Below are 20,045 nucleotides of genomic sequence, written 5' to 3' on the forward strand. Positions count from 1 at the left end.
AATGGGCTGCCTGCCGAGGCAAACCCAACATTGTCGCAAATTCTGGGTTCTAGTCTTCCAGCCGGTCGATGGCCTCGGCGGTATCGCGTTCGATCTTTTCGATGAACATCAATTGGCGCACGGCATCCGCCGCGGCTGCGGTGTTGCCCTCGCCATTGAGCAGGCCGGCCAGCGCCTGATAACGCGCGCGTTTTTCCTTGCGCAGCATGCCAAGCAGATCGTCCAGCGCATCGACGTTGCGCTCCACCTTGGCGTCGCCCAGCGCTTCGCGCCATTCCATTTGCTGCATCAGGAACGCGGGCGGCATAGCCGTGTTGTTTTCGGCCTGCACATCGACACCACGCAGGTGCAGCAGATACGTCGCCCGTTTGAGCGGGTCACGCAGCGTCTGATATGCCTCATTGGCGCGCGTGGCCCATTGCATGGCGACGCGGCGTTCGGCGTCACCCGCGTGGGCATAGCGATCGGGATGCGCCTGCGACTGCACGGTGCGATACGCGGCGTTCAGCGCATCGTCGTCGACCTCGAAGTGCTCGGGCAGACCGAAGAGGGAAAAATGCGTCGTGTTCGCTGACAAGCCGGAATTCATGAATAAAAAAAGCGGCAGCGCCGCCTCGTGATCCTCATTCGACCGGTTCACCCCGATCGCACTTCAGGCACTCCACAACCACGCCGATCTTGCTGGCGCGCCCGGCTTCGGTTTCTGTCCAGGGCCGCAACTGCCAAGGCGGATCGTGGCGCATGTGCTGCCCGTGTCCGCAAGCGAGACGGGCGACCCAGTGGCCCTCCTCGTCCCGCTCGAAACCGACAATCGCCTGCTTCAATGTGCCCCGCTCAAACGCGGAACGACTCGCCGCAGCCGCACTCGTCCTTCACGTTCGGGTTGTTGAAGCGGAACCCTTCGTTCAGGCCCTCGCGTGCATAGTCCAGCTCGGTGCCGTCGATGTACGGAAGGCTCTTCGGATCGACGATCACCTTGACGCCGTTGGATTCGAAGACCTGGTCTTCGGCGGCGATGTCATCCGCATATTCGAGCTTGTATGCCAAACCCGAACAGCCCGTGGTCTTCACGCCCACGCGCAGGCCCACGCCCTTGCCGCGGCGGGTAAGGTAGCGGGAAACGTGCTGCGCGGCCTTGTCGGTCAGGGTGATCATGCTGCGTCCTTTCTATCCAAACGGGCTCAAGCAGCCTTCTGCTCGGCCGAACCGTGCTTTTCCTTGTAGTCGGCCACAGCCGCCTTGATGGCGTCTTCGGCCAGGATCGAGCAGTGGATCTTCACCGGCGGCAAGGCCAGCTCTTCAGCGATGGCCGTGTTGCGGATCTCCAGCGCTTGGTCCAGCGTCTTGCCCTTCACCCACTCTGTCACCAGCGACGACGAAGCGATGGCCGAACCGCAGCCATAGGTCTTGAACTTTGCGTCTTCAATCACGCCCTGCTCGTTGACCTTGATCTGCAGCTTCATCACGTCGCCGCAAGCCGGCGCGCCCACCATGCCGGTGCCGACCGTGTCGTCGCCCTTCTCGAACGAACCGACGTTGCGGGGGTTTTCGTAATGGTCCAGAACTTGGTTGCTGTAAGACATTTCACACCTCTTTCAATCGTTGGCTGGCGCGGGGGCGCCCATTTTTCGTCAAACGCCGCGCTCAGTGCGCCGCCCATTGAATGCTGTTCAGATCCACGCCGTCCTTGTACATCTCCCACAGCGGAGACAGGTCGCGCAGCTTGCCGATCTTGTTCTTGAGCAGTTCGACCACGTAGTCCACTTCTTCTTCCGTGGTGAAACGGCCAACCGTGAAGCGGATCGAGCTGTGCGCCAGTTCGTCGTTGCGGCCCAGGGCGCGCAGCACATACGACGGCTCCAGCGATGCCGACGTACAGGCCGAGCCCGACGACACGGCGACATCCTTGATCGCCATGATCAGCGACTCGCCTTCGACAAAGTTGAAGCTGATGTTGAGGTTGTGCGGTACACGGGCTTCCATGTCGCCGTTCACGTACACCTCTTCCATCGTGTTCAGGCCGCGATACAGGCGATCACGCAGCATGCGGATGCGCTCGTTCTCGGTCGCCATTTCTTCCTTGGCGATGCGGAAGGCCTCGCCCATGCCGACGATCTGGTGCGTGGCCAGCGTGCCCGAACGCATGCCGCGCTCGTGGCCACCACCGTGCATCTGCGCTTCGATGCGGATACGCGGCTTGCGGCGCACGTACAGGGCACCGATGCCCTTCGGCCCATACGTCTTATGCGCCGAGAACGACATCAGGTCGACCTTCAGTTTCTGCAGGTCGATGCCCACCTTGCCCGTCGCCTGCGCGGCATCGACGTGGAAGATCACGCCTTTCTCGCGGCAGATCTCGCCAAGCTGCTCGATGTCCTGAATGACGCCGATTTCGTTGTTCACCATCATCACCGACGCAAGAATGGTGTCGGGACGAATGGCTTGCTTGAAGACTTCGATATCGATCAGGCCGTTGTCCTTCACGTCCAGATACGTCACTTCGAAACCCTGGCGCTCCAGCTCACGCGTCGTGTCCAGCACAGCCTTGTGCTCGGTCTTCACGGTGATGATGTGCTTGCCCTTGCTGCTGTAGAAGTTGGCAGCGCCCTTGATGGCGAGGTTGTCGGACTCGGTAGCACCGGACGTCCAGACGATTTCGCGCGGGTCGGCGTTCACCAGCGCTGCAACCTGCTCGCGCGCGGTCTCGACGGCCTTCTCTGCTTCCCACCCAAACGGGTGGCTGCGCGAAGCAGGATTGCCGAAGCTCTCGCGCAGGTACGGGATCATCTTGTCGACCACGCGCGGATCCACCGGCGTCGTCGCGGAATAGTCCATGTAGATGGGAAGTTGCGGGGTGCTCATATCTTGTCTGCCTTGTGTGGGGGGCGATGTTCTTGTGTGGGCTCGCGTCGTGGCCAGCCTCACGCCGACGCAATCACGACTGCGCCAGGCTGAAAACGGAGTTGACCAGCGGCGCTCGCTTGACCGGCTCTGCGGCCACCGACGTGGCGGCGGGCGTATCGACCGCGCGTGCGCGTGTCGGCGCACGTTCGCGGCGCGCCGGACGTGCTTCGCGCATATCCTGAATCACTTCCGGCTGACGTTCGCGTTGCTGATCGACCAAGTTCTGCAGCGACACCGAATCGAGATACTCGACCATCTTCTGATTGAGCGTGGCCCACAGGTCGTGTGTCATGCAGCGGCCCGTGTGACCGCCGACATGCTCTTCGCCGCCGCAGTTGCCCTTTCCGCCACACTGGGTGGCGTCCAGCGGCTCGTCCACGGCGATGATGATGTCGGCAACGGTCACGTCGCCGGCACGGCGCGCGAGGCTGTAGCCGCCGCCCGGCCCGCGCACACTTTCCACGATTTCGTGGCGGCGCAGTTTGCCGAACAGCTGCTCCAGATACGACAGCGAAATCTTCTGACGCTGGCTGATGCCAGCCAGCGTGACCGGACCCTGCTCTTGGCGCAGCGCCAAGTCAATCATGGCGGTGACCGCGAAGCGGCCTTTGGTGGTCAATCTCATGGCGTCGGGGAAATACCTGATCGTTTTGCTCAAGTATAAAGGAACCCGACAAAATCGGTCAACTAAGGCGTCGGGGGATTCCGCGTCGCAGCAAGGGGATTTGCGGCGCCCAAAAAACGGGGTGACCACGCGGCAGGCCGTATTGTGGACTAAAACAATCAACCACGTTCGATAGGGCTATCACGCCACTCCCGCAACGCAACTGGCGCGCAAAGCGCGCAGGCGGCGTCACTACGGGTTTTTCCTTATGCGGTGTAAAGCGCAATTCTGTTGACTTCTGTTACGCGGTAGCCGAGACTGTCAGATACGCAAACGTTTGCGAAGAGCGAGGCGCGATTGCCCTTAGGAATGCCTTACGGCATGAAGCGGCAACGACGCCCGCATCCACCCGCCCCAGACAGGCCTCTTCCTGGAGGAGACACCATGGATATCCGCCGTCGCCGCGCCCTGAAAATTGGCGTGGGCTCTGCCGTAGCTGCTGCTCTGCCGTTCCCGTTTTCGCTGGCGTACGCCGCCAACCAGCCGCCCAAAGTGGCACTGGTGATGAAGTCGCTCGCCAATGAGTTCTTCCTGACCATGGAGAACGGCGCCCGTAAGCATCAGAAGGACCATGCGTCGGAGTACTCGCTGCTGACCAACGGCATTCGCGACGAAACCGACACGGCCGGGCAGATCCGCCTGGTCGAGCAGATGATCGTCGCGCGTGTGGATGCGCTGGTGCTGGCGCCGGCCGACTCCAAGGCATTGGTGCCGGTGGTCAAGAAGGCCGTGGACGCGGGCATTCTCGTCATCAACATCGACAACCGGCTGGACCCGGCGGCGCTCAAGGAGAAAGGGCTGAACGTGCCTTTCGTGGGGCCGGACAACCGCAAAGGTGCGCGACTCGTGGGCGACTTCGTTGCCAAGTCGCTCAAGCCCGGCGATGCCGTGGGCATCATCGAAGGCATTCCGACCACCACGAACGCGCAGCAGCGCACCGCCGGCTTCAAGGACGCGGCCGAAGCCGCCAAGCTGAAGATCGCAGGCGTGCAATCGGGCGAATGGGAAATCGACAAGGGCAACAAGGTGGCGGCCGCCATGCTGCGCTCCGAGCCTGACCTGAAGGCGCTGCTGTGCGGCAACGACAACATGGCCATCGGCGCCGTATCGGCGGTGCGCGCAGCGGGCAAGCTGGGCAAGGTGATGATTGGCGGCTATGACAACATCGAAGCCATCAAGGCCATGCTGGCTGACGGACGCGTCGCTGCCACTGCGGATCAGCACGCCGATCAGCAAGCCGTCTACGGCATCGAGACGGCCCTGAAGGCGCTGGCCGCCAAGACGCCGCAGGCGAAGCTGTCGGGTGTCGTCGAGACACCAGTCAACCTCGTCACGCGCACGTAACGCCACAGACCGGCAAGCCGCCGCCAGCCATGTCTGCCGCTTACGAACCGCGCCCGCCGCTGCTGCGCGTCTCCGCCGTCAGCAAGCACTACGCTGCACCCGTGCTACGAGATATCGATCTCGACGTGCACGCGGGCGAGGTGCTTGCACTCACGGGGGAGAACGGCGCCGGCAAGAGCACGCTCTCCAAGATCCTCTGCGGGCTGGAGACGGCGACCTCGGGTTCGATGACGCTGGGCGGCACACTGTACGCACCCGATTCGCGCAGCGCTGCCGAAGCGCTGGGCGTGCGCATGGTGCTGCAGGAGCTGAGCATGGTGCCGACGCTGACGGTGGCCGAGAACCTGTTCCTCGGCGAACTGCCCCGGCGGCTGGGTTTTGTGGATCGTTCTGCCCTGCATCATCGGGCCGAACAGGCGCTTGCACGCGTGGGGCTGGACCTCGATCCCTGGACGCCCGTACACACGCTCGGCATCGGCCACCGGCAGATGATCGAAATTGCCCGCGCGCTGGCCAGCGCATGCCGGGTGCTGATCCTCGACGAGCCGACGGCAATGCTGAGCGCGCACGAGAGCGCCACGCTGTTCGAGCGCATCGACGCGCTGCGCCGCGAAGGCGTGGCGATCGTCTATATCTCCCACCGCCTGGACGAACTGGCGCGCATTGCCGATCGCATCGTCGTGCTGCGTGACGGCAAGCTGGTCACCGACGCACCGGCGGCCACGGTCACGCAGGATGCGCTGATCCAGGCGATGGTCGGCCGCGAGGTGGGCGCTTCTTCGGAAGCGCAACGGGCCGCGCGTGCGCCGTGGCTTGGCGACGGCTCACCTGCGCTGCGGGTGACCGGCCTGACGCGTGCGCCGGCCGTGCGCGACGTGAGCTTCGACGTGGCGCCAGGAGAGATCTTCGGCATCGCCGGCCTAGTCGGTGCGGGCCGCACGGAATTGCTGCGGCTGATCTTCGGGGCGGACCGCGCGGATGCAGGCACCGTCGAAGTCGGTACGCCGCTGGCGCCTGCGCGCATCCGCTCGCCTGGCGACGCAGTGCGTCACGGCATCAGCTTGCTCACTGAAGACCGCAAGGACGAAGGCCTGATGCTGAGCCTGCCCATCGCGACCAACATCGCGCTGGGCAACATGCCAAGCGTCACGAAGCGCGGCTGGCTGCAACCTGCGCGCGAGCGTGCGCTGGCGCAGCGACACATCGGCGCATTGCGCGTCCGTTGCGCTGGGCCTGAGCAACCGGTGGGTGAACTTTCGGGCGGCAATCAGCAGAAGGTGGCGATTGCGCGCTGGCTGGAGCGCGACACCCCCGTGCTGCTATTCGATGAACCCACGCGAGGCGTGGATGTCGGCGCCAAGTTCGACATCTATACGCTGCTCGACGCGCTGGCCGCGCGAGGCAAGGCGCTCGTCGTGGTGTCGAGCGATCTGCGCGAACTCATGCAACTGTGCGACCGCATTGGCGTCATGCGCGCCGGGCGGCTGACACAAATCTTCCAACGCGACGGCTGGAGCCAGGATGCCCTGCTCGCCGCCGCTTTCGGTGAATCGGGAGACTCCGACTCACGTGCTCCTCAATCGCCCTCGGAGACCGCAGATGCGCTCTGATTCCACCCTGCCCCCCACGCCGCCCGCAGCGGCTGCCGGCACGCGCGCAGCGCTGGGCATGTCGCTTGGGACCATCGGCGGGTTGCTCGCTGCGCTGATCGCCATGCTGGTGCTGTTCGGCACGCTGTCACCGACGTTCTTCTCGCTGCCCACGTTCACCACCATCGCCAACGAGATCCCCGACCTGCTGGTGATGGCGGTGGGCATGACCTTCATCCTGATGATCGGCGGGATCGATCTGTCGGTGGGCTCGGTGCTGGCGCTGGCGGCTTCGGTACTGTCTGTTGCCATGACCCAGTTCGGCTGGGGCTTGTTGCCGGCCGCGTTGGCGGGCGTAGTGCTGGCCACGGCGGCCGGCATGTTGACCGGGGCGGTCACCGTGCATTGGGGTATCCCGTCGTTCATCGTGTCACTGGGCGTGTTGGAGATGGCGCGCGGCCTCGCCTACAGCCTCACCGATTCGCGCACGGTGTACATCGGCAGCGCAGTCGACTGGCTGGCCAATCCCATCGCACTGGGCATTGCGCCATCTTTCCTGATTGCGATTGTCATCACGATCGTTGGCCAGATCGTGCTGGTGCGCACGGTGTTCGGCCGCTACCTGGTGGCTATCGGCACCAATGAAGAAGCCGTACGGCTGGCGGGCGTGAATCCGCACCCCTACAAGATTGCGGTGTTCGCGTTGATGGGGTTGCTCTCGGGCCTGGCCGCGCTGTTCCAGGTGTCGCGCCTGGAAGCGGCTGATCCGAACGCCGGGGTGGGCATGGAACTGCAAGTGATCGCGGCCGTGGTGATCGGCGGCACGAGCCTGATGGGCGGGCGCGGTTCGGTCGTGCGCACGCTGTTTGGCGTGCTGATCATCTCGGTGCTCGAATCGGGCCTTGCGCAGATCGGCGCATCGGAGCCCACCAAACGAATCATCACGGGCGCGGTCATCGTCGCGGCCGTGGTCATGGATACCTATCGCAGCAAGCGCAACCGCAGCAAGCAACATTGAGAGACAGAGGAGATCGTCATGGCAACCATCAAGGACGTGGCCGCACTGGCCGGAGTTTCGTTCACCACCGTCTCGCACGTCATCAACAACACAAGACCGGTCAACGCCGAGACACGCAAGCGCGTGGAAGAAGCCATTCGCGCCACGCGCTATGTGCCCAGCGCCGTGGCGCGCTCGCTCAAGCATCGCACTACACGCACCATCGGTGTGCTCGTACCCACCGCCACCAACCCGTACTTTGCGGAGTTGGCACGCGGCATTGAAGACGTGTGCGCTGCCGCCGGCTACAGCGTCATCCTCTGCAACTCCGACGACGACCCCCGCAAGCAGCGCGACTACCTGCGCGTGCTGATGGAAAAACGTGTCGACGGCATCATCGTCAGCAGTGCCGGGCCGGACACGGCATTGGTGGAAGCGCTTGGTGAATCCGCCCTGCCCATCGTGATGGTCGACCGCCCGACCGAAGGCATCCAGGCCGATCAGGTGCAGGTCGATCACGAAGAAGGCGCGTACATGGCGACCAAACATCTGCTGGACCTCGGCCACCGCCGCATCGCCTGCATCAGTGGGCCGTCGTCACTGAGCGTGACGGCAGAGCGCCTGGCCGGTTTCCACCGCGCTCTGCGCGAAGCCGGCGTGCCGGAAGCGTCCGCCCGCATTGCCGAAGGCGATTTCACCAGCCCCGGCGGCTATCGCGCCGCGCGCCAGTTGCTGACCGAAGGAGAGATGCCCACGGCCATCTTCGCCGGCAATGACCTGATGGGCATCGGCGCGCTGCGCGCTGCGGCCGAGCTGGGCATTCCCGTCCCGAAGGCGCTGTCCGTGATGGGCTTTGACGACATCGAACTGAGCCGCTACGTCTATCCGGCCCTGTCCACCGTTGGCCAATCGATCCGCCAGTTGGGCGAGACCACCGCGCAGACGCTGCTTGAACACCTCGGCGACAACGCCTTGCGCCACCCCGTGGAAGAGCCGCGTGCGCGCCGCATCGTGCTGCCGCCGCGCCTGTCTTTGCGCGAATCGACCGCCGAACCCGAGCGCCCGGCCCGCGCCGCCTGAGCCCGCATTCCTTTCACGCTTTCAACGTCGTCCCGCCATGGTGGCCAAGCGCCCTTCCGCCTCTTCTGCGCACCCCGCTGCCGACGTATTGATCGTCGGCAGCTTGAATATGGATCTCGTGATCCGCACGCCACGCTTGCCGCGGCCCGGGCAAACGGTTGCTGCCCCTGCGCTGGAAACCATCCCGGGCGGCAAGGGCGCCAACCAGGCCGTAGCAGCCGCGCGTCTGGGCGCCCGTGTCGCCATGCTCGGCTGCGTGGGCGACGACGCTTACGGGACGGCGTTACGCGACGGCCTGCGCCGCGAAGGCGTGGACACGTCGATGGTGTCGGTGCACGCCGGGGCGGCCACCGGCATCGCCTGCGTGACCGTGGCCAACAGCGGCCAGAACACCATCGTCATCGTGGCCGGCGCCAACGAATTGCTGACGCCAACGATGATCGAAGCGCAGCGTGCCGCGTTCGAACGCGCGCGCGTGATCGTCTGTCAGTTGGAATCTCCGCCCGATGCGGTGGAATGCGCGCTCAAACTGGGCCAGCGGCTTGGCAAAACGGTCATCCTGAACCCGGCACCCGCCCTCGGCCCACTGCCCACGCCATGGATCGCCGCCTGCGATTACCTGATCCCGAACGAGACCGAAGCCGCGCTGCTGACAGCGCGGACTGTCGATTCGCCCGAAGCTGCGCTGGATGCCGCTGCTGATCTCCATGCGCAAGGTGCGCGGCACGTGATTGTCACGCTGGGTGCGCGCGGCGTTGCCTACGTGGATGCCCATTCGCGCGTGCTGATGGCGGCCCCCACCGCGCACGCCATCGATACCACCGCTGCCGGCGATACGTTTGTCGGCGCGCTGGCCGCGGCGCTGGCAGAGGGTGCGATGCCCGATGCAGCCGTCGAATTTGGACAGGCCGCTGCGGCAGTGTCAGTCACGCGGCTCGGCGCGCAGCCGTCCATCCCGTTCCGCAGCGAGTTGGGCGCGCCTGCCGCGCCCGCAACCCACTAGACCACTAGACCTAGGCCGGCGTGCTGGTGCTGGGCGGCGTGCTCGCAGTCGGGGCGCGCGGCACCAGCAGGCACAGCGGGTCCCGTAAGATGCGCCGCCACACGGCACCCGTCACGCGTTTGCGATCGACCCCACGCAGGTTGCGCGAGCGCATCGCCATATTGAAGGCCAGTGCGAACGACACCAGCACGTTCAGCACCCCCATCAGCGCAATACCTGCCACGGCCAGCCAGAACGGCGCCGTATGCATCACGTCGGGGCCAAGCACGCCCACGGCAGTTGCCACCGCACCGGTCGACAGCGTGACGTGGCGCACTTCCATGTGCGGGCCGAAAAACGACAGGATCTCGGGCCCCAGCCCGAGCATGAAGCCCAGCGATACGTTGGCGACAATGCCTGAAAGATTGCGTTTCCAGAAGCTGGCAATGCGCTGCGCCCCCTGCGTGCCCACCATGAACCGCAAGCGCCGGTGGTAGGCAATCACGTCATGCACTCGGTGCAGCGCAAACCAGTTGTCGGCCCACCCCGCCGCCAGGCTTGAGGCCCACAGCAGCACACCCGTGAAGATCGCGTACAGCGGCGTCGGCCCGAGAATCGAAAACGAATCGATGGTCGCCATCGCCTTCGCTGCCGAAATCAGATCCGCATGGAAGAACCGCCCGGCCAGCCATTGCACGAGGAAAGCCACCGGCGCCACGGCCACCAGGTTGCCGGCGATCGCCGCCGCGTTGGAGCGGATCATGGCAACTGTGTCGTCGACAAAGCGGTCCAGCCCTTCCTGGCGACCCACCTGATCGAGCCGGTGCGCCAGTGCGGGCGCCGTCATGGCGGGTTGCTTGGTGGCCAGCGTGAAATGTGCGAAATGGATGCCGAGAAAGCTGACCGCATAGTTGATCGACGCGAACAACCCTTCGGTAAAGCGCGACAAATGCGCCCCGGTGATGAAGAACTTGATGTACACCGTGGCCGCCGTAATGACGCCGCCGCCGGCTGCGGCCTTGACCATCGCGCCGTATTCCTTGCCGTCGCGGGTGATGTAGTGCTCGCCGCTTTCCGCGGAGCGCTCGACCACCTTGCGCGCCAGATCGGCAAACGTGGAACGGACGAGATACCCCACGCTGCGGCGATGCTGGCTGGCCGATACCAGCTCGGCCGTCATATGCACGAAGCGACGCGAGCCCTGCGTGTCCGCCCACGCCGTCAGCAGCAAATCGATGCGGCCCAGCCACGCCTTCATGCGCTCGACCTGGAAGACGACCTCCACCGAGACGCCGTTCTCATCCAGATGCTGATACACGCTGGCCGTCGCCGTTCGGCAGCGGTCAAGCACGGCGCGGAAATAGTTCAGCTCCTGCAGGAACCGCTCGGGGCTCGCCAGCTCCGTATTGGGCCGTTCCAGGAAGATCGCGTTGGCAGCGTCGGCCAGCAGATAGAACGGAGAATCGGTGAGTTCCGCGTGGTCCATGCGGCTGCGGATACCGCGCGACAAACCCGCCGCACGGACTTGGCTGATCAGGATCTGGATGCCGATGCCAAGGCTGCGCTCAAGTCTTGTCTGGCCGGCTGCGTGATCGGCATCCGTCATCCCCGCGCGGAACAGCGCGTAAAGGCGCGTGACCAGTTCGTCGTCCAGGCCGTCGACCCATTGCGCATCGGTCGGCCCCACAAACAGCAGTGCAAACAATGTTGCCAGTTGCGCCTGATTCGGTGCGGGCGGTAGCCAGCGCGCCTGCCAGCGGTCGATCAACTCGCTCCAGAAACCCGACCGTGAAGACAACCCCGTATCGCACAGCAGTGACACCGGGTCGTTGTCCTGCACGATGCTGCGCAATGTCTGCCCGACGCGTTCGGCCAGGGCCGGATTGTTCTCCAGCACCTGCAGCAGATAGCGCAGGCGCGCATAGCGCCAGGACTCCGACGCGGCACCGGCAGGCCGCTCCGCGCGGCGCAGCCAGTAGCCCAGCTCGATCAGCCATTCATTGCGTTCGGCCAGGCTGCGCGTCGGCTCGAACTGAGCAAGGATGGCATCGAGCTGATGGCTGGCGTGCCGGGAAGCGCGCCACTTGCGCCATGGGTTGAGCAAAAAATCGAACATCGAACTCCCTTGATGGCGAACGCGTGCAGTCGAGCGCTGCAGCATGTGCCGGTTCCCCAGTCAGGCGACGCGCAGCGCCTGAGCTTGATTTGAAATGGTGTCTCCAGTCACCCGCCGCCTGCCCTGTACAAGACAGCGGGCCTCTGACAATGCACGTGGCCGCGCAGTTCAGGCGGCCGGAACGATATGGTCTTCGCCGCTCGCGCCAAAGAGCTGCGACTTGAGCTTGGCAAGCTGATCGCGCACCGCCGCCGCCTTTTCGAATTCGAGATTCTTGGCGTGATCGAGCATCTGTTTTTCCAGGCGCTTGATTTCCTTGGACGCCTGCTTCTCGCTCATGTCCTCGTACTTGGCAGCCTCTTGCGCGGCCTTCAGTTCCGCGCGCGCGTCGTCGACGTTGTACACGCCGTCGATGATGTCCTTGATACGCTTGACGACGCCGCGCGGCGTAATGCCATGCGCCTCGTTGTGGGCAATCTGCTTTGCGCGGCGGCGTTCGGTCTCGCCAATCGCCTTCTTCATGGAATCGGTCATGCGATCCGCATACAGGATGGCGGTACCGTTCACGTTCCGCGCGGCGCGGCCGATGGTCTGGATGAGCGAGCGCTCGGCGCGCAGGAAGCCTTCCTTGTCCGCATCCAGGATCGCCACGAGCGACACTTCGGGAATATCCAAACCCTCACGCAGCAGGTTGATACCGACCAGCACGTCGAACGTGCCCAGGCGCAGGTCGCGGATGATTTCCACGCGTTCGACGGTATCGATGTCCGAATGCAGGTAGCGGACCTTGATGCCGTTCTCCGACAGGAACTCAGTTAACTGCTCGGCCATGCGCTTGGTAAGCGTCGTCACCAGCACGCGCTCGCCAGCCTCGACGCGCACATGGATTTCAGACAGCAGATCGTCGACCTGCGTCGTGGCCGGCCGCACCTCGATGATCGGGTCGACGAGGCCGGTCGGGCGCACAACCTGCTCGACGACTTCCGTGCCCGCCGTCTTCTTTTCGTAATCCCCCGGCGTGGCCGACACGAACGTCACCTGCCGCATCTTGGTCTCGAACTCGGCAAATTTGAGCGGCCGGTTGTCGAGCGCCGAAGGCAGGCGGAAGCCGTATTCGGCCAGCGTTTCCTTGCGTGCTCGGTCTCCGTTGTACATGCCGTTGAGCTGGCCGATCAGCACGTGCGATTCATCGAGGAACATCAGCGCATCGGGCGGCAGGTAGTCGACCAGCGTCGGCGGCGCCTCGCCCGGTGCCGCGCCCGACAGATGCCGCGAGTAGTTCTCGATGCCCTTGCAGAAGCCGAGCTCCTGCAACATCTCCAGATCAAAGCGCGTGCGCTGTTCCAGCCGCTGCGCTTCCACCAGCTTGTTTTCCTTGTAGAAGAAATCGAGCCGCTCACGCAGTTCCACCTTGATGGTCTCGATGGCCTTCAACACGGTCTCGCGCGGCGTTACATAGTGGCTCGACGGGTAGACGGTGAAGCGCGGGATCTTCTGCCGCACGCGGCCGGTCAGCGGATCGAACAACTGCAGCGATTCGACCTCGTCGTCGAACAGCTCCAGGCGCACTGCCATCTCTGCGTGCTCAGCCGGAAAAATGTCGACCGTGTCGCCGCGCACACGGAACGTGCCCCGCTGGAAATCGGTCTCGTTGCGCGTGTACTGCATGGCGATCAGGCGCGCGATCACGTCACGCTGGCTGACCTTGTCGCCCGCGCGCAGCGTCAGGATCATCTGGTGGTATTCGCTCGGGTTGCCGATACCGTAGATGGCCGACACGGTGGCCACGATCACCACATCACGGCGCTCCAGCAGGCTCTTGGTGGCCGACAGCCGCATCTGCTCGATGTGCTCGTTGATCGACGAATCCTTCTCGATGAACAGGTCGCGCTGCGGCACATAGGCCTCAGGCTGGTAATAGTCGTAGTACGAGACGAAGTATTCGACCGCATTGCGTGGGAAGAACTCGCGGAATTCCGAATACAGCTGCGCTGCAAGCGTCTTGTTCGGCGCAAACACAATGGCCGGTCGCCCCACCTGCGCAATCACATTGGCCATGGTGAAGGTCTTGCCCGAGCCCGTAACACCCAGCAGCGTCTGGTACGACAGGCCGTCGCCGATGTTCTCCACGAGCTGGCGAATCGCCTCCGGCTGGTCGCCGGCCGGCGGATACGGCTGGTACAACTGGAATGGCGAGCCCTCGAAAGTCACGAACTTCGACTCATCGTGCGGGCTGGGGACTTGGCTCAGATCGGTCATGGCGGCGGGTAGGATGGCAGCGCGGGAAGTCGACAAAGTGACTCGCACGCCCTCGGAAAATGAGGGCGGCAGCGGCAATTGCAACCAATCGTCTAGTGTAGCGTGCAGCCCGAGCAATCGTTTGGACAGCGGGGCCCGCACATCTGTACTGGCCGTTCAAACGCTTTAGGCGCCTGTTCTGCAAGGATTTTTCAGGCGATTAGAGCCTGTATTCGGTACAATCCATCCTCGTGCGCGCCTCGTTGTACATCTGGCGCCGGGCGACCCGCCCCGGAGTCCGCGCCGCACCGCCTGCAAGATCCCACCGAATTCCGAACCAACCGATCGAGACATCTCATGTCGCTTTTCTCTGCCGTCGAACTGGCTCCGCGCGATCCCATCCTGGGCCTGAATGAAGCTTTCAACGCCGATACCCGCAGCACCAAAGTGAATCTGGGCGTGGGCGTGTACTTCACCGACGAAGGGAAAATTCCGGTGCTGCGCGCCGTGCAGGAAGCCGAGAAGGCCCGCCTGGCCGCCGCTGCCCCGCGTGGCTACCTGCCGATCGAAGGCATCGCTGCCTACGACCAGGCCGTGCAGAAGCTGCTGTTTGGCGCTGAATCGCCCCTGATCGCTGAAGGCCGCGTGGTCACCGCACAAGCCCTGGGCGGCACCGGCGCACTGAAGATCGGTGCCGACTTCCTCAAGCGCCTGTACCCGGACGCCAAGGTCGCCATTTCCGACCCGAGCTGGGAAAACCACCGCGCCCTGTTCGAGTCGGCCGGCTTCGAAGTCGTCAACTACGCGTACTACGATGCCCCGTCGCACGGCCTGAACTTCGCCGGCATGATGGATTCGCTCAACAGCTACGCGCCGAACACGATCGTCGTGCTGCACGCCTGCTGCCACAACCCGACCGGCGTGGACATGACCACCGAGCAGTGGAAGCAGGTCGTGGAAGTCATCAAGGCCAAGAACCTGATTCCGTTCCTGGACATGGCCTACCAAGGCTTTGCCGACGGCATCCAGCAAGATGGCCTGGCCGTGCGCCTGTTTGCCGAATCCGGCCTGCCGTTCTTCGTCTCCAGCTCGTTCTCGAAGTCGTTCTCGCTGTACGGCGAGCGCGTCGGCGCGCTGTCGATCGTGACGACCAGCAAGGACGAAGCCACCCGCGTGCTGTCGCAAGTCAAGCGCGTGATCCGCACGAACTACTCGAACCCGCCGACGCACGGTGGCACGATCGTCGCCAGCGTGCTGACGAGCCCCGAGCTGCGCGCGATGTGGGAACAGGAACTGGGCGAAATGCGCGACCGCATCAAGTCGATGCGCAACGCACTCGTCGACAAGCTGGCCGCCAAGGGCGTGAAGACCGACTTCTCGTTCGTGAAAGCCCAGCGCGGGATGTTCTCGTATTCGGGTCTGACCTCCGCGCAAGTGGATCGCCTGCGCAACGAGCACGGCATCTACGCCGTGTCGACCGGCCGCATCTGCGTGGCCGCGCTGAACACGCACAACATCGACGCCGTGGTGAATGCCATCGCCGACGTTCTGTAAGGTGCCGTAGGCGTCACGCCTTAGGTGCAATTGCAAAAAGAAAAGCGGCTTCGGCCGCTTTTTTGCTGCATGGGGCTAGACTGACACGGGCGCATCATAGAAGCCGTGCAACACTCTGTTATCAGGGTTTATGCTGCATCGCAGTAATCTGCACCTAGGTGCATAATCATTTGCGTCGCCCTCGCCACCACGGACCGGTCCAGCCATGCTTTACCAGCTTCACGAATTCCAGCGCGCCCTGCTCAGCCCCATGACGGCTTGGGCCCAAGCGACCGCCAAGACCTTCACCAACCCACTGAGTCCGCTGTCCCTGATGCCCGGCGCGCAACGCTACGCTGCGGGCTACGAGCTGCTGTATCGCCTGGGCAAGGAGTATGAGAAGCCGGAATTCGGCATCCGCTCCGTCAAGTCCAACGGCCGCGACATTCCGATCGTTGAGCAGACCATCATCGAGAAGCCGTTCTGCCGCCTGATCCGCTTCAAGCGCTACGCCGACGACGCCGAGACCATCAAGCTGCTCAAGGACGAGCCGATCGTGCTGGTGTGTGCGCCGCTGTCGGGCCACCACTCCACGCTGCTGCGTGACACCGTGCGCACGCTGCTGCAGGACCACAAGGTGTATGTGACCGACTGGATCGACGCCCGCATGGTGCCGACCGAAGAAGGTGCCTTCCACCTGTCGGACTACATCAACTACATCCGCGAGTTCATCAATCACATCGGTGCCGACAAGCTGCACGTGATCTCGGTGTGTCAGCCGACCGTGCCCGTGCTGGCCGCCATCTCGCTGATGGCTTCGGACGGCGAGAAGACGCCGCGCACCATGACCATGATGGGCGGCCCGATCGACGCCCGTAAGAGCCCGACCGCCGTCAACTCGCTGGCCACCAACAAGTCGCACAGTTGGTTCGAGAACAACGTGATCTACACGGTGCCTGCGAACTATCCGGGCCACGGTCGCAGAGTGTATCCAGGCTTCCTTCAGCACGCCGGCTTCGTGGCGATGAACCCGGACCGTCACCTGTCATCCCACTACGACTACTACCTGAACCTGATCGAGGGCGACACGGAAGACGCTGAAGCCCACGTGCGCTTCTACGACGAGTACAACGCCGTGCTGGATATGGCCGCCGAGTATTACCTGGAAACCATCCGCGACGTGTTCCAGGAATTCCATCTGGCCAACGGCACGTGGGTGGTGGAAGGCAAGCCGGTGCGTCCGCAGGACATCAAGAGCACCGCGCTTTTCACCATCGAAGGCGAACTGGACGATATCTCAGGCAGCGGTCAGACCGAAGCCGCGCATGGCCTGTGCACCGGCATCCCGAACGCGCGCAGGCAGCACCTGACGGCGCCCAAATGCGGCCACTACGGCATCTTCTCGGGCCGCCGCTGGCGCGAGCAGGTGTATCCGCAGTTGCGTGATTTCATTCGCCGCTACGACGAAAACACTCCGCGCATCAAGGCTGTCGCCTAAGCCCGACGCACCAAGAAAAAAAATGCCTCGCAACCGCGAGGCTTTTTTGTTGCGCGACGACGTTTCAGCCGATCAGTCCTTGGGCCGATCCAGATACGCCAGCAGCATCTTGATATGCAGTTGTGCGAACGCCTCATGTTCATCAGCCGAGGCAATGTCGCGGCCCACCACCGCGCTGATCGTGTAGCGATTGGACAGGACGTAATAACCCAGCGCCGAGATCGTCAGATACAGGCGCGAGACATCAACGTCGTCACGAAAGATGCCGCTGCGCTGGCCACGCTCCACCACGCCGCGCAGCACCTCGATGACCGGATTGACCAGCTCAACCAGATGCGGCGACGTCTTCAGATGCCGCGCCTCGTGCAGGTTTTCGCTATTGAGCAGACGAATGAACTCGGGGTTCTCGTAATAGAAGTCCCAGACGAAACGGGCAAGCTGGACGACCGCCTCGCGCGGGTCCGACGACTCGATCTGCACCTGCTCTTCCGCCTCCTTGAAGCGGAAATACATATGCTCAAGCACGGTCAGGAAGAGCTTTTCCTTGCTGCCGTAGTAGTAATACAGCATGCGCTCGTTGGTCTCGGCACGGCGGGCAATGGCGTCGACGCGGGCACCGGCAAAACCGCCCCGCGAGAACTCCTCGATGGCAGCAGCAAGGATGCGTCGGCGCGTGCCGGCGGGGTCGCGACGCGTGCGGGGTGCGGCGGATTCGCCATGAGCATCAGCTTCGATGTCGGCGATTGGTGCGGCTTGGTGAGACGGCATGGCACCTCGGTCCGTTTAGAACGCAGGAATTATGTCATAGGGTTGATACATGCCCGCCGTATGCCACGTCAGGGCATGCACGCCTTGCGCGGGGGCCAAATCGGCGATAATGGCAAGCTATTCAAACAACAAGTCCCATCGTGGTTTCCTTGGTCTCCGCAGTGGCCGCATCCTTGGCCGACCGGCTCGAAAACCTCCTGCCGCAAACGCAATGCACCAAGTGCGGCTACAACGGCTGCCGCCCTTACGCTGAAGCCATGGCCAACGGCGAGGCCCTGCCCAATCGCTGCCCGCCCGGCGGCGCGGAAGGCATTCGCCGGCTGTCCGACGCACTCGGCCGCACGGGTGCGCTGCTGCCGCTTGAGCCGTCCAACGGCATCGAACAGCCTCGCGCCATCGCCGTCATCGACCCCGAACGCTGCATCGGCTGCACGCTGTGCATTCAGGCGTGCCCCGTCGATGCCATCGTCGGTGCACCCAAGGCGATGCACACGGTGCTTGAAGACTGGTGCACCGGTTGCGACCTCTGCGTGCCGCCCTGCCCTGTCGATTGCATCGACATGGTCCCCATCACCGGCGAACGCACGGGCTGGGATGCCTGGAGCCAGCAGCAAGCCGATGTAGCCCGGGACCGCTACGTCTTCCGCAACGCACGCCTCAAGCGTGAACAAGCCGAGAACGAGGCGCGGCTCGTCGCCAAGGCCGCGGCCAAGCTCGCTGCAGTCAGCGCCGAACAACCAGCCGACGATGCCGAACTCGCCGCGCAGGCGCGCAAGAAGGCGATCATCCAGGCTGCGATTGAACGGGCGCGTCAGAAGCAGGCCGAGATGGCCGCGCGAGGGCAAGGTCCGCGCAATGTGACCAACGTGTCGGCGGATGTGCAAGCCCAGATTGACGAAGCCGAAGCCCGCCGCAAGCGCATCGCCAGCCAGATCGAACACAGCACCAAACCCGACGCAGACACCCACTGAATCCTGCCCCGACGATGAATTCCGCCAAGCGCCACGCCATCTTCGAGACCCTGCGCGAGAACAACCCAACGCCGACCACCGAACTGGAATACACCACACCGTTCGAGTTGCTGATTGCGGTGCTGCTCTCGGCGCAGGCGACCGACGTGGGCGTGAACAAGGCGACGCGCAAGCTGTTTCCAGTGGCCAATACGCCGGCCAAGCTGCTGGCGCTGGGCGAAGAAGGCATCACGGAATACATCAAGACCATCGGGCTGTATCGCACCAAGTGCAAGCACATTCTGCAGACGTGTCGCATCCTGCTCGACCAGTACGGCGGAGAAGTGCCTCGTGACCGCGCTGCGCTGGAAGCACTACCAGGGGTGGGCCGCAAGACGGCCAACGTGGTGATGAACACGGCTTTTGGTGAGCCGACGATTGCGGTCGACACGCACATCTTTCGCGTGGCCAATCGGACTGGGCTGGCACCGGGTAAGAATGTGCTGGAAGTCGAGTTGAAGCTGCTGAAGGTGGTGCCGGAAGAGTTTCGGCAGGATGCGCACCACTGGCTGATCCTGCATGGGCGCTACGTGTGCAAGGCTCGCAAGCCCGAGTGCTGGCATTGCGCCATCGAGCCACTGTGCGAATTCAGGCCGAAGACACCGGCACCGAAGGAATAAAAAACGGGGACCGCAGCTTCTGATGCGAGTCCCCGTTTTCTTTGCGCGACCAGTTGTCGATCAAACGATCTTGCACGCCTCTTCGAACGACAGGCGCGGGTTGCGCGGATGCAGCTTTTCCGCGTCGCCGTAGCCGATGTTCATGATGAAGTTGACCTTCCACTGGCCGTCGGGGAAGAACGTCTCATTCACCTTGTCGGCATCGAAGCCGGCCATCGGGCCACAGTCCAGGCCCAGGGCACGCGCGGCGAGCACCAGGTAGCCGCCCTGCAGCGAGCCGTTCATGAGCGCGGCTGCGTTGATCTTCGTCTGGTCACCCGCGTACCACGAACGCGCATCGGTGTGCGGGAACAGCTTGGGCAGTTGTTCATGGAATTGCGTGTCGTACGCGACGATCACGGCCACGGGCGCCTGGCGGGTCTTTTCCTGATTGCCCGGCGACATGCACGGAATCAGGCGCTCCTTGGCGGCCGCGCTCTTGACGAACACGAAGCGGGCCGGCGTGCTGTTCGCGGCGGTCGGGCCGTACTTCACGGTGTCGTACAGCGTGTGCAGCAGTTCGTCGTCGACCGGCTTGTCCAGCCACACGTTGTGGGTACGGGCTGCGTGGAACAGTTGGTCCAGCGCGGACGGTTCAAGCATCGGCATTGCGGGGTGCTCCGGAAAGAGTTGAGGAGCGCATTGTAATGCGCCGGTTCCGCA

Annotated in this window: 19 protein-coding genes; 9 read left to right on the top strand and 10 right to left on the bottom strand. The window is 63.7% G+C overall.

All coding sequences use genetic code 11. The features are described 5' to 3' along the window. Positions 1 to 49: 49 nt before the first annotated feature. The 6 genes from hscB to iscR all read right to left on the bottom strand — a co-directional run bounded on the left by hscB (position 50) and on the right by iscR (position 3,529). Positions 50 to 589 (bottom strand): Fe-S protein assembly co-chaperone HscB, encoded by a 540-nt coding sequence (hscB, locus tag ACTJK6_RS04375; RefSeq protein ID WP_440838408.1) that lies wholly within the window; start codon positions 587 to 589, stop codon positions 50 to 52. Between the two features lie 34 nt (positions 590 to 623). Beyond that, positions 624 to 824 (bottom strand): DUF3565 domain-containing protein, encoded by a 201-nt coding sequence (locus tag ACTJK6_RS04380; protein ID WP_147214200.1) that lies wholly within the window; start codon positions 822 to 824, stop codon positions 624 to 626. A 10-nt stretch (positions 825 to 834) separates the two neighbouring features. After that, entirely contained in the window at positions 835 to 1,155 is a 321-nt protein-coding gene (gene iscA / locus ACTJK6_RS04385) for an iron-sulfur cluster assembly protein IscA (RefSeq protein ID WP_045204421.1), read from the bottom strand. A gap of 26 nt (positions 1,156 to 1,181) precedes the next feature. After that, on the bottom strand, positions 1,182 to 1,583 hold the full coding sequence (gene iscU / locus ACTJK6_RS04390; protein WP_004635709.1) for a Fe-S cluster assembly scaffold IscU: 402 nt from the start codon (positions 1,581 to 1,583) through the stop codon (positions 1,182 to 1,184). Between the two features lie 61 nt (positions 1,584 to 1,644). Continuing rightward, positions 1,645 to 2,862 (bottom strand): IscS subfamily cysteine desulfurase, encoded by a 1,218-nt coding sequence (locus tag ACTJK6_RS04395; protein WP_232042378.1) that lies wholly within the window; start codon positions 2,860 to 2,862, stop codon positions 1,645 to 1,647. 73 nt (positions 2,863 to 2,935) lie between these two features. Further along, positions 2,936 to 3,529 carry a Fe-S cluster assembly transcriptional regulator IscR gene (gene iscR / locus ACTJK6_RS04400; RefSeq protein ID WP_232042377.1) on the bottom strand — a complete coding sequence of 198 codons (594 nt, stop codon included), beginning with the start codon at positions 3,527 to 3,529 and terminating at the stop codon, positions 2,936 to 2,938. 423 nt (positions 3,530 to 3,952) lie between these two features. Between iscR and ACTJK6_RS04405 the strand changes: the two genes are divergently transcribed. From ACTJK6_RS04405 to rbsK, 5 genes are read left to right on the top strand one after another with little or no spacing between them, the layout of a single operon-like run. After that, entirely contained in the window at positions 3,953 to 4,912 is a 960-nt protein-coding gene (locus ACTJK6_RS04405; RefSeq protein ID WP_232042376.1) for a sugar ABC transporter substrate-binding protein, read from the top strand. 29 nt (positions 4,913 to 4,941) lie between these two features. Further along, complete coding sequence (locus tag ACTJK6_RS04410) at positions 4,942 to 6,522, top strand: sugar ABC transporter ATP-binding protein (RefSeq protein WP_440838409.1); 1,581 nt, start codon at positions 4,942 to 4,944, stop codon at positions 6,520 to 6,522. Beyond that, complete coding sequence (locus ACTJK6_RS04415) at positions 6,512 to 7,519, top strand: ABC transporter permease (RefSeq protein WP_440838410.1); 1,008 nt, start codon at positions 6,512 to 6,514, stop codon at positions 7,517 to 7,519. Before ACTJK6_RS04410 ends, ACTJK6_RS04415 begins: the two co-directional genes overlap by 11 nt. A gap of 18 nt (positions 7,520 to 7,537) precedes the next feature. Further along, complete coding sequence (locus tag ACTJK6_RS04420) at positions 7,538 to 8,578, top strand: LacI family DNA-binding transcriptional regulator (RefSeq protein ID WP_232042373.1); 1,041 nt, start codon at positions 7,538 to 7,540, stop codon at positions 8,576 to 8,578. A 37-nt stretch (positions 8,579 to 8,615) separates the two neighbouring features. Next, positions 8,616 to 9,581 (top strand): ribokinase, encoded by a 966-nt coding sequence (gene rbsK, locus ACTJK6_RS04425; protein WP_440838411.1) that lies wholly within the window; start codon positions 8,616 to 8,618, stop codon positions 9,579 to 9,581. 10 nt (positions 9,582 to 9,591) lie between these two features. Here rbsK and ACTJK6_RS04430 read toward each other — a convergent pair whose 3' ends face one another. Beyond that, a complete protein-coding gene (locus tag ACTJK6_RS04430; RefSeq protein WP_440816694.1) occupies positions 9,592 to 11,676 on the bottom strand; it encodes a site-specific recombinase in 2,085 nt (694 codons plus the stop codon). A gap of 168 nt (positions 11,677 to 11,844) precedes the next feature. Continuing rightward, positions 11,845 to 13,935 carry an excinuclease ABC subunit UvrB gene (uvrB, locus tag ACTJK6_RS04435; RefSeq protein ID WP_232042370.1) on the bottom strand — a complete coding sequence of 697 codons (2,091 nt, stop codon included), beginning with the start codon at positions 13,933 to 13,935 and terminating at the stop codon, positions 11,845 to 11,847. Positions 13,936 to 14,271: 336 nt separating this feature from the next. On the opposite strand from uvrB, the gene ACTJK6_RS04440 reads away from it, so the two are divergent. Together ACTJK6_RS04440 and ACTJK6_RS04445 are read left to right on the top strand one after the other, a co-directional pair. Next, positions 14,272 to 15,468 (top strand): amino acid aminotransferase, encoded by a 1,197-nt coding sequence (locus ACTJK6_RS04440; protein WP_232042369.1) that lies wholly within the window; start codon positions 14,272 to 14,274, stop codon positions 15,466 to 15,468. A gap of 205 nt (positions 15,469 to 15,673) precedes the next feature. Then, on the top strand, positions 15,674 to 16,945 hold the full coding sequence (locus ACTJK6_RS04445) for a polyhydroxyalkanoate depolymerase (RefSeq protein WP_232042368.1): 1,272 nt from the start codon (positions 15,674 to 15,676) through the stop codon (positions 16,943 to 16,945). Positions 16,946 to 17,017: 72 nt separating this feature from the next. On the opposite strand, the gene ACTJK6_RS04450 is transcribed toward ACTJK6_RS04445, so the two are convergent. Further along, positions 17,018 to 17,713 carry a TetR/AcrR family transcriptional regulator gene (locus ACTJK6_RS04450; protein WP_232042367.1) on the bottom strand — a complete coding sequence of 232 codons (696 nt, stop codon included), beginning with the start codon at positions 17,711 to 17,713 and terminating at the stop codon, positions 17,018 to 17,020. A gap of 140 nt (positions 17,714 to 17,853) precedes the next feature. Here ACTJK6_RS04450 and rsxB point away from each other — a divergent pair, with 140 nt between their 5' ends. Together rsxB and nth are read left to right on the top strand one after the other, a co-directional pair. Next, the gene (gene rsxB, locus ACTJK6_RS04455; protein ID WP_440838412.1) at positions 17,854 to 18,684 is read left to right on the top strand and encodes an electron transport complex subunit RsxB; all 831 of its coding nucleotides are present in this window, start codon (positions 17,854 to 17,856) and stop codon (positions 18,682 to 18,684) included. Between the two features lie 14 nt (positions 18,685 to 18,698). Beyond that, a complete protein-coding gene (gene nth / locus ACTJK6_RS04460) occupies positions 18,699 to 19,343 on the top strand; it encodes an endonuclease III (RefSeq protein WP_322016425.1) in 645 nt (214 codons plus the stop codon). Between the two features lie 60 nt (positions 19,344 to 19,403). Here nth and ACTJK6_RS04465 read toward each other — a convergent pair whose 3' ends face one another. After that, positions 19,404 to 19,991, bottom strand: a complete 588-nt coding sequence (locus tag ACTJK6_RS04465) for a malonic semialdehyde reductase (RefSeq protein ID WP_440838413.1) — start codon at positions 19,989 to 19,991, stop codon at positions 19,404 to 19,406. Positions 19,992 to 20,045: the final 54 nt, after the last annotated feature.

This window comes from Ralstonia sp. 22086 (assembly GCF_052045975.1).
In the GTDB taxonomy this organism is placed as follows: domain Bacteria; phylum Pseudomonadota; class Gammaproteobacteria; order Burkholderiales; family Burkholderiaceae; genus Ralstonia; species Ralstonia wenshanensis.

What these genes read in the sequence shown, in the direction of transcription:
- ACTJK6_RS04395 (WP_232042378.1), bottom strand. Translation starts at nt 2,862, where the DNA reads ATGAGCACCCCGCAACTTCCCATCTACATGGACTATTCCGCGACGACG.
- ACTJK6_RS04405 (WP_232042376.1), top strand. Translation starts at nt 3,953, where the DNA reads ATGGATATCCGCCGTCGCCGCGCCCTGAAAATTGGCGTGGGCTCTGCC.
- iscU (WP_004635709.1), bottom strand. Translation starts at nt 1,583, where the DNA reads ATGTCTTACAGCAACCAAGTTCTGGACCATTACGAAAACCCCCGCAAC.
- ACTJK6_RS04420 (WP_232042373.1), top strand. Translation starts at nt 7,538, where the DNA reads ATGGCAACCATCAAGGACGTGGCCGCACTGGCCGGAGTTTCGTTCACC.
- ACTJK6_RS04440 (WP_232042369.1), top strand. Translation starts at nt 14,272, where the DNA reads ATGTCGCTTTTCTCTGCCGTCGAACTGGCTCCGCGCGATCCCATCCTG.
- hscB (WP_440838408.1), bottom strand. Translation starts at nt 589, where the DNA reads ATGAATTCCGGCTTGTCAGCGAACACGACGCATTTTTCCCTCTTCGGT.
- iscA (WP_045204421.1), bottom strand. Translation starts at nt 1,155, where the DNA reads ATGATCACCCTGACCGACAAGGCCGCGCAGCACGTTTCCCGCTACCTT.
- iscR (WP_232042377.1), bottom strand. Translation starts at nt 3,529, where the DNA reads ATGAGATTGACCACCAAAGGCCGCTTCGCGGTCACCGCCATGATTGAC.
- ACTJK6_RS04465 (WP_440838413.1), bottom strand. Translation starts at nt 19,991, where the DNA reads ATGCCGATGCTTGAACCGTCCGCGCTGGACCAACTGTTCCACGCAGCC.
- ACTJK6_RS04445 (WP_232042368.1), top strand. Translation starts at nt 15,674, where the DNA reads ATGCTTTACCAGCTTCACGAATTCCAGCGCGCCCTGCTCAGCCCCATG.
- ACTJK6_RS04415 (WP_440838410.1), top strand. Translation starts at nt 6,512, where the DNA reads ATGCGCTCTGATTCCACCCTGCCCCCCACGCCGCCCGCAGCGGCTGCC.
- ACTJK6_RS04410 (WP_440838409.1), top strand. Translation starts at nt 4,942, where the DNA reads ATGTCTGCCGCTTACGAACCGCGCCCGCCGCTGCTGCGCGTCTCCGCC.
- rbsK (WP_440838411.1), top strand. Translation starts at nt 8,616, where the DNA reads ATGGTGGCCAAGCGCCCTTCCGCCTCTTCTGCGCACCCCGCTGCCGAC.
- ACTJK6_RS04450 (WP_232042367.1), bottom strand. Translation starts at nt 17,713, where the DNA reads ATGCCGTCTCACCAAGCCGCACCAATCGCCGACATCGAAGCTGATGCT.
- nth (WP_322016425.1), top strand. Translation starts at nt 18,699, where the DNA reads ATGAATTCCGCCAAGCGCCACGCCATCTTCGAGACCCTGCGCGAGAAC.
- ACTJK6_RS04430 (WP_440816694.1), bottom strand. Translation starts at nt 11,676, where the DNA reads ATGTTCGATTTTTTGCTCAACCCATGGCGCAAGTGGCGCGCTTCCCGG.
- uvrB (WP_232042370.1), bottom strand. Translation starts at nt 13,935, where the DNA reads ATGACCGATCTGAGCCAAGTCCCCAGCCCGCACGATGAGTCGAAGTTC.